The 13,496-nt window shown below is 59.2% G+C and carries 10 protein-coding genes; 4 read left to right on the forward strand and 6 right to left on the reverse strand.

The genetic code is table 11. The features are described from left to right. The first annotated feature begins 459 nt into the window (after window positions 1-459). Complete coding sequence (gene rng, locus ACNAZS_RS24415) at window positions 460-1,923, forward strand: ribonuclease G (protein ID WP_415793139.1); 1,464 nt, start codon at window positions 460-462, stop codon at window positions 1,921-1,923. Between the two features lie 182 nt (window positions 1,924-2,105). Here the strand turns inward: rng and msbA are convergent, their stop codons facing one another. After that, window positions 2,106-3,881: a lipid A export permease/ATP-binding protein MsbA gene (gene msbA, locus ACNAZS_RS24420; RefSeq protein WP_415793140.1), complete on the reverse strand. Its 1,776-nt coding sequence runs from the start codon at window positions 3,879-3,881 to the stop codon at window positions 2,106-2,108. Between the two features lie 129 nt (window positions 3,882-4,010). On the opposite strand from msbA, the gene ACNAZS_RS24425 reads away from it, so the two are divergent. Genes ACNAZS_RS24425 through ACNAZS_RS24435 form a run of 3 tightly spaced genes read left to right on the forward strand, consistent with a single transcriptional unit; the run spans window position 4,011 to window position 5,996 of the window. Then, a complete protein-coding gene (locus ACNAZS_RS24425; RefSeq protein WP_415793141.1) occupies window positions 4,011-4,922 on the forward strand; it encodes a glycosyltransferase family 9 protein in 912 nt (303 codons plus the stop codon). A gap of 13 nt (window positions 4,923-4,935) precedes the next feature. Next, window positions 4,936-5,700 (forward strand): YdcF family protein, encoded by a 765-nt coding sequence (locus tag ACNAZS_RS24430; protein WP_415793142.1) that lies wholly within the window; start codon window positions 4,936-4,938, stop codon window positions 5,698-5,700. Window positions 5,701-5,717: 17 nt separating this feature from the next. Next, window positions 5,718-5,996, forward strand: a complete 279-nt coding sequence (locus ACNAZS_RS24435; RefSeq protein ID WP_415793143.1) for a YkgJ family cysteine cluster protein — start codon at window positions 5,718-5,720, stop codon at window positions 5,994-5,996. Between the two features lie 74 nt (window positions 5,997-6,070). Here the strand turns inward: ACNAZS_RS24435 and ACNAZS_RS24440 are convergent, their stop codons facing one another. From ACNAZS_RS24440 to dnaE, 5 genes are read right to left on the reverse strand one after another with little or no spacing between them, the layout of a single operon-like run. Further along, window positions 6,071-7,183: a glycosyltransferase gene (locus ACNAZS_RS24440; protein WP_415793144.1), complete on the reverse strand. Its 1,113-nt coding sequence runs from the start codon at window positions 7,181-7,183 to the stop codon at window positions 6,071-6,073. Between the two features lie 10 nt (window positions 7,184-7,193). Beyond that, complete coding sequence (locus ACNAZS_RS24445; protein WP_415793145.1) at window positions 7,194-7,943, reverse strand: glycosyltransferase family 2 protein; 750 nt, start codon at window positions 7,941-7,943, stop codon at window positions 7,194-7,196. Beyond that, window positions 7,940-8,791, reverse strand: a complete 852-nt coding sequence (locus ACNAZS_RS24450) for a polysaccharide deacetylase family protein (RefSeq protein WP_415793259.1) — start codon at window positions 8,789-8,791, stop codon at window positions 7,940-7,942. The genes ACNAZS_RS24445 and ACNAZS_RS24450 overlap by 4 nt, the downstream gene beginning before the upstream one ends. Before the next feature lie 23 nt (window positions 8,792-8,814). Then, window positions 8,815-9,918 carry a glycosyltransferase family 4 protein gene (locus ACNAZS_RS24455; protein WP_415793146.1) on the reverse strand — a complete coding sequence of 368 codons (1,104 nt, stop codon included), beginning with the start codon at window positions 9,916-9,918 and terminating at the stop codon, window positions 8,815-8,817. After that, window positions 9,918-13,409, reverse strand: a complete 3,492-nt coding sequence (dnaE, locus tag ACNAZS_RS24460; RefSeq protein ID WP_415793147.1) for a DNA polymerase III subunit alpha — start codon at window positions 13,407-13,409, stop codon at window positions 9,918-9,920. The genes ACNAZS_RS24455 and dnaE overlap by 1 nt, the downstream gene beginning before the upstream one ends. Between the last annotated feature and the right edge of the window lie 87 nt (window positions 13,410-13,496).

A 13,496-nucleotide genomic window follows, 5' to 3' on the forward strand; every position in this document is an offset into this window, starting at 1 on the left:
CCAGGGTTTACCCTGACCTCACCGACTGCCGAGCCCGAAATATTAACACACTTTTTATCGCCTGCGCAGTGAGATCCTAACAATCATCACCGCCGGTCTTGTGCATCCCCTACTCCGGCCCCGCCGCCTGAACACTCGTGTTCCAGCAGCGAAGGAGCGAGACTATACCCGATTTTTTGGGGCGGTGGCAAATCGGCCCGCAAATCTTGAAAATAAACTGGAGACGCATCAGATTTTGGATCTGTTTTCACTATTTCCTCCTTTTCTTCCCCTTGTTTTCGAGGTCCTTTCTTCGCGGCCCTCTGCTCGCTATACGTAACCCGCCATTGCGCGGGGCCTAGCGCAGGTGGTGGCCACGGCCCCCTTCTATATGGGGTTTGCGCTATTAGAGATTCGCTCGAAAGCCGTCCGTCACCGTTTACTATGCAAGTTGAATCCATGAAACGTCACTGCTGAGCTATGAGCGAAGATATCCTGATCAATATCACCCCTTTTGAAACGCGGGTCGCCTTGGTGGAACAGGGCGCAGTACAGGAGCTACACGTCGAGCGCAGCATTCAGCGCGGCCACGTGGGAAACATTTATCTGGGCCGCGTGGTACGCGTATTGCCAGGTATGCAGAGTGCTTTTATCGACGTGGGCCTGGAACGCGCGGCCTTTATCCATATTGCGGATCTGCGCGAGAATCGCAGCGAGCGTAGTCAGGGGCTGACCCCGACGCCTATCGAAAAGCTGTTATTTGAGGGTCAGACCCTGATGGTGCAGGTCATCAAAGACCCTTTAGGGACGAAAGGCGCTCGTCTGTCGACACAGATCAGTATCGCCGGGCGCATGCTCGTGTATTTGCCGCATGATCCCCATATCGGAATCTCGCAAAAAATCGACTCCGAATCCGAGCGCATTCAGTTGCGGGAGCGCCTGCAGGCGCTGATTCCGGCGGAAGAAAAAGGCGGCCTGATTGTGCGAACGCAGGCGGAAGGCGCCAGTGACGAAGAGTTGACCGCGGATATGGAGTATCTGCGCAAGCTCTGGAGCAGCGTACAGACCGCTGCGCGTAGTCAACCTGCCCCGACGCTGCTGCATCATGACCTGACGCTGGAACAACGTGTGCTGCGCGATATGGTGAGCCCCAACACCGGCGTCATACAGGTGGATTCGCGCACCACCACCACGACGCTCACTGAGTGGGCGCGAATCTATACGCCATCCGTCGCTGATCGTATTCAGCACTATAGCGGCGATCGGCCGCTATTCGATACCGCGAACGTGGACGAGGAGATTGCACGCGCCCTGTCACGTCGGGTCGATCTGAAGTCCGGGGGTTACCTGATTATCGACCAGACGGAGGCGTTGACGACGGTCGACGTCAACACCGGCGGGTTCGTAGGTGGCCGAAATTTTGACGACACCATTTTCAAAACCAACCTGGAAGCCGCTCAGGCCATTGCGCGGCAGCTACGGCTGCGTAATTTGGGCGGCATTGTGATCCTGGACTTTATCGATATGGAGGACCTGGAACACCGCGACACGGTGCTGGCCGAGCTGAAAAAGGCGCTTGCGCGTGATCGCACGCGCATGACGGTCAATGGGTTCACACAGTTAGGATTGGTCGAAATGACCCGCAAGCGTACGCGAGACTCGTTAGCGCATCAGCTCTGCGAGCCCTGCCCTATGTGCGAATCGCGAGGTAACGTTCGCACGGCACGTACTGTCTGCTATGAGATCCTGCGCGAGATTTTGCGCGAGGCCCGTCAATTCAATCCGCGGGAATTCCGCATTTTGGCCTCGCAGGACGTCGTCGATCTATTCCTGGAAGAAGAAAGCCAGCATCTGGCCATGCTAGGGGATTTTGTAGGCAAGCCCGTCTCGCTGGAAGTGGAAACGGCTTATTCTCAAGAGCAATACGACATTATTCTGACTTGAGGACTTTGGTCGCCTACCCTCGGACGGGGGGATCGCCTGGCTTCTCACTGCGTCTTCGTATCCAATAACACGCCTACCCGCGAGCGAGGGGCCTCCCCTGCAGGCGCAGCAGGGAGGGAATCGCCGCGACGCCTATCCACGTGCAGGGACACCCCAGCCCCACTGCCGGCCATGCCCGAAAATCAGTCGTTGCGGAATTGCATGTTGTATAGCGACGCGTAAAGCCCTTGGGCCGCCAGCAACTCCGCGTGGGCGCCCTGCTCGACGATCTGGCCGGCATCAAGCACCACAATGCGATCCGCGTTCTGCACGGTCGACAGGCGATGGGCGATGACCATCGTGGTACGGCCACGCATCAGGCGCTCGAGCGACGCTTGCACCTGACGCTCGGACTCGTTGTCGAGCGCGGAGGTGGCTTCGTCCAGGATCAGGACGGGCGCGTTTTTGATCAGTGCGCGCGCAATGGCCAAGCGTTGACGCTGCCCACCAGACAGACGGGCGGCATTTTCGCCCACCTGGCTATACATGCCCTGTGGCAGGCCGTCCACGAATTCGAGCAGGTTGGCCGACGCCAGGGCCTCCCGGATCTGTTCCTCACTAGCCTGGCCCAGCGAGCCATAGCCAACGTTCGCCGCGATAGTGTCGTCAAACAGCACGACGTCCTGGCTGACCAACGAGAGGTGCGAACGCAGGCTACGCAGGGTCAGCTCGTTAATCGGCACGTCATCAAGCAAAATGCTGCCGTCACCAGGCAGGACAAAGCGCGGCAACATGTTTGCCAACGTCGTCTTGCCACTGCCGGAACGCCCCACGAGGGCGATGGTCTGGCCCGGTTCAATCATGAACGAAACATTGCTGAGTGTGTCGCTATCCGCGTCCGGGAAACGATGCGAAACCTGGCGGAACTCTACTTTGCCCCGCACGGGCTCGGGCAGCGTCCGCGTGCCCGCGTCGATTTCAGGTTCCTGGTCAATCAGGGTAAAGACGCTTTCGGCCGCCACCAGCATTTTCTGCATTTTGCCGGCCAGATTGGTCAGGCGCTTGATGGGGTCAAAAATCTGGGCCAACGCGGCCATAAAGGACGCGAAGCTACCAACAGTAAGTGTGCCATTGTTGGCTTGGCCAAGTGCTACCGCAATGATGCACCCCACCGAGACCGCAATGCAGAACTGGGTTAGCGGCGTCATAGCGGCATCCGCCGTGGCAGTGCGCATGGCGAAACGCCGCAAGCGGGCGTTGACGAAGGAAAAACGACCTCGCTCGGCCTCGTAGCCATCGAACAATTTGATGACACGTTGGCCGTTGATGCCCTCGCTGGCCACACGGGTCAGCTCGGCATTCATGTTGACCGTTTCACGGTTGATGCTGCGCAGGCGTCGAATGAACACGCGGGCAATCAAGGTTGATATGGGCAGCATGACCAGGATGATCAGCGTCAACATCCAGGACATGTACAGCAACACGCCGATCAGCGCGATGACTACCAGTGTTTCGCGCACAAGTACCGTGATGACGTCGGTCGCGTAACCTGTTACATGCCCCGCGTCGATGGTGAAACGGTTCAGCAAGCGGCCCGTATCGCCGCGCTTGAAATCCGCGTCGGGTAGTCCGAGCAAGCGTTCGAACATGTCCCGGCGGATGCCAAGCAGAACATTGTTGGCCACCCAGGCCAACAAATACTCACTAAAAAAGTTGAATATCCCGCGCATCAGGATCAGCCCGATAACGGCAAGCGGGATCGCCCATACGTAGTAAGGTTTAGTGCCGTTGAAACCGTCGTCCAGCAACGGCTTCATAATAAGGGCAAGTGTCGGTTGCGTCGCAGCAGCACCTGCCATGAGCAGGATAGCCAGCAACAGGCCTTTCCAATAGGAACCCACGCGGCTATATACGCGTTTCCAGAGCTCGGTCTTGACCGGGTGGGAGCCCGCAGGTGCGTGACGTGCGTCAGAATTCAAGGGGAGACTCGCTTTAATACAATTGTGCCCGGGATTGTACCGTTCGACTGTCCAAGGAACTGCAGTTTGCCCTCATCCGAGATTTCCTGTCTATATGTCCGCCTGCCCAATTGGGTGGGCGACGTTTGCATGAGCCTGCCTAGCCTGTCATTGCTGGGAAGCACCGGTTTTCCCCTGGTGGTTTGTGCGCGCCCCTGGGCGCGCGACCTGCTGGAGGGGGTCGCCAAGCACGATTTCATTCCCATGCGAGGTCGCGTGCAGGACGACCGCCGGACGGTGCGCGAGCATCGGCGGACCTGGGGCATGAACGCCGCCCACGTGCGGGGACTGGCCTTGCCCGACTCGCTGTCCAGCGCCGCGGTCTTTCGACTGGCGGGCGTGCCCAGTGCGGGTTATCGCGACGATGGCCGCAGTCTGCTGCTGCGCTGGCCCATTGCCAAGCCTGCCGAAAGACTGCATGCCGTGCAGTCATGGTACTACCTGACGCGTAGCGCCCTGCAACGCTGGGGTTTGCCAGCCGACCCCGAACAACCCGGCCCAGCCCTGAATCTGCCGATGACGCCGGCTCACTACGCCGCGGCAGATAATCTGCTGCGGGAGTCAGGCTTGGCCAATCAGGTTTTTGTACTGATTGCCCCGACGGCAACGGGCCTGCACAAGGGAAAAGTCAAGGTCTGGCCAGGTTTTGATGTGTTGACCCGCTCATTACAATCACGCGGCTATACCGTGGTAATGTGCCCTCCTCCTGCTGAAATCGACGAAGCCCGGCGTAATGCCCCGACAGCCCGGCTATTGCCGGCGGTTTCTTTGGGCGCATTCGCCGCACTGACGGCCCGCGCCGCGCTGGTGGTATGCAATGATTCCGGGGTATCACACGTCGCAGCGGCGGCCAATGCGAGGCAACTGACGCTGTTCGGGGTCACGGACCCCAACCGCACGGGACCGTGGTCGGCCCATGCCGTTTGTGTTGGCTCGGACGGGAACTGGCCTGCTGCCAACGTAGTCGAACGCAAAGCCTGCAGCCTGCTGCCCTCAGTATGATCGGATTGTTTACATGACTTTTACGAGCTACCTGGCCAACTTGGTCATTCCGCAAAATCTCTGCCTGACCCTGGTCGTACTGGGGTTGGTGCTGGGGCTAATTCGTCTGCGCCGCACAGGCACAGCCGTGGCTGCCTTTGGGTTGGCCTGGTTGCTAGCCTGGTCGCTACCGATCACGTCGTTATGGTTAGGCGGCTCGCTCGAGGCACGCTACCCCCACCTGCCGCCCGCGCAGGTCCCCATGGCGGATGCGATTGTGGTGCTAGGGGGCAACACGGCCAATGGCAGGGCGAACTGGTTCCTGCCCTACGATAAGGAAACAGCGATCGTACGTGTTGATACCGCCATCAATCTGTACCAAGCCGGGCGTGCCCCCAAGGTGGTGCTGTCGGGCGGCGCCCTGGAGGGTGATGTCAGCGAAGCCCGAGGCATGGCACACGTGATGAAACAACACGGCGTCCCCGAAGAGGCGTTGCTACTGGAAAACTCCAGTCGCACCACCTACGAGAACGCTACCGAAACGGAAGAAGCCCTGAAAAAACAGGGGTTCAAACAAGTGTTGCTGGTCACATCGGCTCTACACATGCCGCGCGCTATGGCAGCATTTTCAAAACAAGGGGTCTCGGCTATTCCCGCCTCGACGCCGCCGCAAATCTTCCTGCCGCCAGATGGATCTGTGGCCGCCTGGCTGCCTCACCTGCGGACGCTGGAGGCCAGCCGGTCCATCATTAAAGAATATGCGGGCCTGCTGCTGTATTGGCTGCGCGGTTGGGTGTAGCCAGAGGATGCGCCACGATGTCTGAGCCCGCTGCCTTGGCATGCCGTCCGGGATGCGGGGCGTGTTGCATTGCCCCGTCAATCACCCGTCCGATCCCGGGAATGCCGCACGGCAAACCCGCGGGCATTCCTTGTGTGCAATTGATGCCGGATATGCGTTGTGCGATTTTTGGACAACGGTCACGGCCTGATTTTTGCGGGGGCCTGCAACCACAAATCGACATGTGCGGACAGGATCGTCACCAGGCGATTGTCTGGTTAACCGAATTGGAAATTGCAACTGCCCCTACTGCCTGAGGCAGGGCGCAGAGAGATCCGAGGTGGATCTGAGATGGGCCTGTTATCGGCTGGATGCCTGCCCCGGCGAGAATTCAGGCCGCCAGGGCTTGTCGGTAAACATCCACCGTCGCCCGGGCAAATTCTGTCAATCTAAAATGATCGATGGCACTGCGACGGGCTGCCGCCCCCATCGCGGACACGCGATCGGGATCCTGCAGGATCGTGCGCAGTACCTGCGCCATGGCGCCCACATCGCGCACCGGCACAATCCAGCCGTCGTGACCGTCGCGCACGTTCTCGGGCAGCCCGCCCGCGTTGCTGACCAGCGCGGGCAATCCCAAGGCCATGACTTCGCGACAGGCATAGGACAGGGCCTCTCGATAGGACAATACGAACCCGACGTGGCAACAGGCCAGGGCATCGCGCACGTCGTCCAGCAGTCCGGGAAACATGACCTGGTCCTGCATTCCAGCGGCCCGAACACGCGCCAATTTCTCGGCACTGGGAGGATCGCCCGCCACCAGGATTAAAATACGTTTTCGCAGCTCCGCCGGCAAGCTGCCGGCCGCATCGACGAGATCCAGCCAACCTTTGTCGTAATCGGTGCCTCCTGCACTGCCCAACAGTACACAGCCACGCCAACCCGAACCGAAATAGCGGTCGCGCAACGCGTCGAGTGTCGGTGCCGGCACGGGTGCAAAATAATCCGTATCAATCCCATGCCGGATCGTCGTGACGGGCAAACGCCGGTAGGATGACGCCATCAGCATATCCCGTACAAAATCGCTGACGGCAATCACTTGGTTGGTCGCCAGCGAGGCCCGCAACCGATGGCCGAACGTATCCAGTGGATGATCATTGTGCTTGGTAAGCACCACCTTCGGGCGGATGCGCAGGCCGATCAACGCGAGCATGACCTGTTTGTGATCTGCCGAACCATTAACGTGAATGATGTCGTAGCGTTCTTGCACGACCAGACGACGCAGGGCCGCGCGCTCGCCAAACCACGATGATGGCCGGGTCGAAAAATGCATGCCCACTATACGTACACGCGGAATCGCACCCGCGTAGCGAAACAGCCGGCTCGTATCAGGCGTAGCAACGGTGATCTGATGCTCGCTCGCCAGCGCCCTGACCAGGCTCGTGATGTAAGTGGTGTGGCCGCCGCCGTTGCGTGGATGAAAGTTGGTGTAGAGGATCTTCACTTAAGCATATTCACTTGCGCGCACTAGACATGAAACTGAGTTTGGCATAGCGAAAGAAACTACCCGCGGCAGCCGTCACGGCCAGCACCAAGCCATGGCGTCCATCCAGAAAACCCCGGCGGATCAAATAAATACGCACAAAGGTCCAGCACCCATGACCCAACGCGCTAAAGACCGTCGCCCGTTTGCCTCGCGCATACATCATCGCAGCGGCATCGGAGGAATAGCGATTGATTTTGTTGATCAGGGCATCCAGATTGGCGTAGGGGTAATGCTCGAAATATCCCGTCAGGCGTAACGTTGGGCTCTGCGGCACGACGCGTTCATGGACCGCGACATCGTTAAAGCGCGCAGTGCCTCGTTTGAACAAACGCAAGACGTAATCTGGCCACCAACCGCTGTGGCGAATAAAGCGGCCACAAAATTCAGAGAGGCGCGCGATTTCGTAAGCATCCGCTTTGGGTGCTGTGAGCACCGCCTGGATTTCCTGGGCCAGCTCGGGCGTGATGCGCTCGTCAGCGTCGATCGACAATACCCAGTCGCCCGTCGCCAGATCCAGAGCACGATTTTTCTGAGGTCCAAAGCCCGGCCAATCGGGGGTGATCTCCACCTTGGCACCAAATTCGCGTGCCAACGCTACGGTGTTATCGGTGCTGCCGGAATCCACCACGATGAACTCGTCCGCAAACGCCACGGACTTCAGGCAGTCGACGATATGCGCGGATTCGTTCTTGGTGATAATGATGACCGACAGTGTCATGCGCGATTCCTTAATCGCCTTTTCCAGGCTTTCCAGGCGTGATAGCGCGGCCCGATCACCGGATGACGCGACATCCAAATGCGACGATTCAGCCAGGAACCACCCAAATTTCGCACGGCAAAGCGATAGATATGCTCAGGGTCGGTATCGGGCAGGTTTTGTCCGAGCGCGTCGGTCGTGTACAGGTGCCGAAAGCCGGCATCGCGTGCAGCTTGTACGTATTCGGCGTCAAAATACCCTTGGGGCCAGCACAGATGGTCACTCACGCTTCCCAGCTCGCGTACGAGGGCGGCGCGAGAGTCTGCCAGCTCGCGGGCGATATGCTCACGCTTGGCCGCCACATCGGGGCCGCATTCCTTGTCCCAGCGGGTATGCGTATGCGTGTGGGAATGCACCTCAAAGGTACCTGCCGCCAACATTGCCTGTACCTCACTCCATCGCAGGATGACGTCATCCGTGCGCCCTGCCGCCACCAAACGCTTGCTTTCATGATGATCGGGTGATGCGGGCACGGGTTGCCCCTGCCCCACGTGCGGGCGTACGTCCCCCTGTCCGACCCACCCGGTAATCAGAAACAGCACGGCTTTCATCCCATAGCGCTGCAGCACGGGATGCGCGTAGGTCCAGTTGTTCAGGTAACCATCGTCGAAAGTGATCAATACGGACTTTTCTGGAACGTCACCACCAGCCAGATAATGAGCGAACTGTTCAGTCCCCAGCGAGGTATATCCCGCACGGGCCAGGCCAGCAATTTGCTGCTCGAAGACCTCGGGCGTCACGGCGATCATGCCGCCTCCCGGAGTCACATGGTGGTACATCAAAACCGGAATATTGGGCGCGTTGGACATGGAATCTTGGCTCGCAGGTGCGTTCATGATGCGCGGCGTTCGGCCAACCATTTGCGGTACACCGCCTCGGTATTTTCCGCCAGACGGGCGGGGGAAAATACACCCTCGTCCCACACCATACTGCGACCGGCCTCACCCATTTTTTGGCGTAATGCCGGATCGTCGATCAGGCGCTCCAGCGCGGCCTGTAAAGCAGGTTGATCATGCACGGGCACCAAAATGCCGGTGACGCCATCGCGCATCATCTCGGACACGCCCCCCACGTCAGTGCCGATCACGGGCAAGCCGGCAGCCTCGGCCTCGACAAACACCGTGCCGGAAGCCTCTTGCTCGGTGGCCAGTGCAAAGAGATCAAACCCGGCCAGCAAATTCGGAACATCGCGCCGCGTCCCCATCAGGTGAATGCGGTCTTGCAGACCGACCTCCTGGATATAGGCCTGGGTATTTTCGAAGGTGGGAGAGCCCGAGCCCACGAATACCATGTGCAGATTGGGACGTGTCTGCATCAGAGGGCGAATGGCATCAACGAGATTCTTGTGGCCTTTGGCGGCGCGCATCACTGCCACACAACCCACCACGATATCGTCATCGGCCAGCCCCAACTCGGCACGCAGTGTGGAGTGCTCGACGGGCGACGGTAGAACCACGGGGGAATACAGTGTCGCCGTATGCTCGGCCGGCACGCCGCGGCTGATCAGATAACGGCGCACGTAATCGCTGACCGTAGTCACGCGATGCGGCAACCACGTATACGACAGCATTGAGCCGACTTTACTCGCCAGATGGCGCGTGCGCACAATCAGCGGCGTACCCGCTAACCTGCCGGCGGTGCCGGCGATCAGGGTATCAATGCGGCTGTGGGTATTGACCACATCGTAATTGCCCTCGCGCAGGATACGACGAACGGCGACGACCCCTTTGAGATATTTGGGCAAGCCCCCCATCGGAACTGTGTGTACAGTAAAGCCCGCCTCGCGCAAGCGCGGTACTAGCTGGGCCTGCGGTTGGCAAACGGCCTCGATGTGATGACCACGCGCACGCATAGCATGCATCTCTTTGTAGATGCGGTGCTCTTGGCCACCGAACGCAACGGCGGCCTCGGAATGGAGTATGCGTAGCGGCTGCATTAGTAAGTCACCTCGACACCATCAGGATTGGCCCAGGCAGTCAGGTTATCGAGTAGCGTATCGGCCATGCGCACTCGCCAGCCTTCGCCCAACCGTACTGTGCATAGGAAATTATCGCGTTCATAGACAATATCGACCGGCACGCCAGGAACGCCGTTTTCAGGTTCGGCACGAAACGGATTCAGCATCTGATGCAGACGTTTGGCATCAGCCTGACCATTGAGCTTGATGCGCAACGATTTGGCGCGTGCCTCGCGGGCCAGCTGCAAATCGTAAAGCTCTTCGGCCACGATACGCATACCGCCCGAGTATTCGTCGTTGCTGACCTTGCCCTGAACAATGATCAGTTGGTCTTCGCGCAGGCGGGATCGATGCTTTTCATATAGCTCGCTGAAAACGGAAATTTCCAGTTGCGCGGTGCCATCGTCCAGCACCGCAAAAACCATTTTTCCGCGGCGCGTCATCATGGTGCGTACACCAGCCAATACGCCACACATCCATTGCAGGTCGCGCTGCGGCTCGATGCGTGCGAGCTGCGTCGGCACGATACGACGAACTTCGTCGCGCCAGTAATCAAACAAGTGGCCACTGAAGTAATAGCCTAACGCTGCTTTTTCCTGGGTGAGCTTGGCGTGCAAGTTCCAGGGAGCGACTTTGCTGAGCTCGCCCGCAACGACCTCGCTACTGTCGTCGCCAAACAACGAGGACTGGTTCGCGCTGCGGGCGGCTTGTTCGGCGGCCTCCATCGCGGTGCTGACCGATGCCAGCATCGCGGCTCGGTTGGGCTCGATGGTGTCAAAAGCGCCCGCCCGGATCAGGGCCTCAATCGTACGGCGATTGACCGAGTGCTTGTTCACGCGCCGGCAAAAATCGAACAGATTCGCGAAAGGCCCGTCTGCCTGACGAACACGCAGGATCTCTTCGACCGCGCCCTGACCGGTACCCTTGACGGCCCCCAGGCCGTAGCGCATCGTGCGCGGCGGCTTGCCTTGTCGGGTGTACTCGTCCTCGACGGGCGCAAAACGATAGCCCGACGCATTCACATCGGGGGGCAACACCACGACACCATTGTCTTGTGCATCGCGGCAGAAGATCTGAACCTTGTCAGTATCATCCATATCCGCCGACATCGTCGCCGCCAAGAATTCGGTCGGATGGTAGGCCTTGAGCCAAGCCGTCTGATAGGCAATCAGCGCATACGCGGCCGAGTGCGACTTGTTAAAGCCATAGCCCGCGAATTTTTCCATCAAGTCGAAAAGCTTGACCGCCAGATCGGGATCGTGGCCTTTTTCCTTGGCACCCTTTTCAAACAACTCGCGGTGCTTGGCCATTTCTTCGGGCTTTTTCTTACCCATGGCCCGGCGCAGCAAGTCTGCACCGCCCAGCGAATAGCCACCGATGATCTGCGAGATCAACATCACCTGTTCTTGGTAGACGATGACGCCGTAGGTGCTCTTGAGCGTACCCTCGAGATCAGGATGGAAGTAATCGACCGAGGCGCGCCCGTGCTTGCGGTTGACGAAGTCATCCACCATGCCGGACTCTAGCGGGCCCGGCCGGTACAGGGCCAACATAGCGATGATGTCTTCGAAGTTGCTGGGTTTGAGCTTTTTCAACAGCTCTTTCATACCCCGCGATTCCAGCTGGAACACGGCGGTCGTGTTGGCGTCGCACAGCACCTTGTAGGCAGCCAGGTCGTCGAGCTCCAGGGCCATGATGTCGAAGTCGCGTTGAGACTCATTGAACTGGCGCACATAGCGCACAGCCCAGTCCAGAATCGTCAGGTTGCGTAGCCCCAGAAAGTCGAACTTGACCAGCCCGGCGGCCTCGACGTCGTCTTTATCGAACTGTGATACGGCGCTGTTTTCCTGACCCGGCTGGCAGTACAGCGGGCAAAAATCCGTGAGCTTGCCCGGCGCGATCAGCACGCCGCCGGCGTGCATCCCGATGTTGCGCGTCAGCCCTTCGAGAGGACGTGCCAGGTCGACCAACCCGCGAACGTCTTCCTCTTGTTCGTAGCGCTCTTTGAAAGCAGGCTCGTCTTTCAAGGTGCGATCAAGCGACCACGGGTCGGCCGGATTAAACGGGATCAGTTTAGACAGACCATCGCAGAACAGGTAGGGCATGTCCAGCACCCGGCCCGCATCGCGCACCACGGCCTTCGCACCCAGTGTGCCGAACGTGGCAATCTGGCTGACGGCATCGCGACCGTACTTCATCTTGACGTAATCGATGACGCGTTCGCGGTTGTCCTGGCAAAAATCGATATCGAAGTCGGGCATGGAAACCCGCTCGGGATTCAGGAAACGCTCGAACAACAAGTCGTAACGGATCGGGTCGAGATCGGTAATACCCAGGGCATAGGCCACCAGCGAGCCCGCCCCCGAACCCCGGCCCGGACCGACGGGAACGCCGTTTTGCTTGCCCCAGTTAATAAAGTCCTGAACGATCAAAAAGTAACCGGGGAAACCCATCTGAATGATGGTGTTGCATTCCCAACGCAGGCGCTCGTAATACTGATCGCGCTTGGCGTCACGGACGGCCTGCTCGGGAAACAGGAATGCCAGGCGTTTTTCCAGCCCTTCTTCGGATAGCTGGACGAGATAGTCGTCCAGCGACACGCCGTCTGGTGTGGGGAAAATAGGTAGTCGTGGTTTACCCAGCACCAGTGTCAGGTTGCACCGCTTGGCGATCTCGACAGTATTGGCCAGCGCCGATGGCACGTCGGCAAAACGTCGGGCCATTTCCTCGGTGCTGAGCAGGTATTGATCCTGGGTAAAACGGCGCACCCTGCGCGGATCCGCCAGGATTTCGCCTTGGGAAATGCATACCCGTGCCTCGTGGGCCTGAAACTCGGCGGCATCCAGGAACTGCACCGGGTGCGTCGCCACCACCGGCAACCCCAGTTCCGCGGCTAGGCGCATGGCTGCCTGCGTATAAGCCTCGTCGCCGTCGGCGCCGCTGCGCTGCAATTCGACATAGAACGCGCCCGGAAACAATTGCGCCCACTGACGCGCCAATGACAGCGCATTCACGGCATTGCCGGCATCCAGCGCATGGCCGATATCCCCGCTACGCCCCCCCGAGAGCACGATCAGCCCTTCGCGATTATGTAACCATTCGCGTCGAACTTCCGGGCGGCCCTTACCCTGATTCGTCAGGAACGACTGGGTCAGCAACTCGCACAGGTTGAGGTAGCCTTTTTGGTTGCGCACCAACAACAACAAGCGAAACGGCTTGTCGGGATCTTCGTCGTTGGTCAGCCAGACATCGCAGCCGGCGATAGGCTTGACCCCGGCCGCTCGCGCGCCCTTGTAAAACTTGATCAGGCCAAAAATATTGGACAAATCTGTCAGCGCCACAGCAGGTTGACCCAGCTTGGCGACGCGTTTGATCAGATCAGGAATACGTACGATGCCGTCCACCACCGAAAACTCGGAATGGACACGCAAATGGACAAAGGCAGGCTTGGAGAGAACGGCTTCAGACATGCTCGGAATTGTACCTAGTCAGCTGCCGGCGCGGCGCGCGCATTTTGGTCGCCCTCCTATTTCAACCAGATATGAGAAAATAGGGCC

Source organism: Bordetella tumulicola, from assembly GCF_965138755.1.
GTDB classification, from domain to species: domain Bacteria; phylum Pseudomonadota; class Gammaproteobacteria; order Burkholderiales; family Burkholderiaceae_B; genus Bordetella_A; species Bordetella_A tumulicola.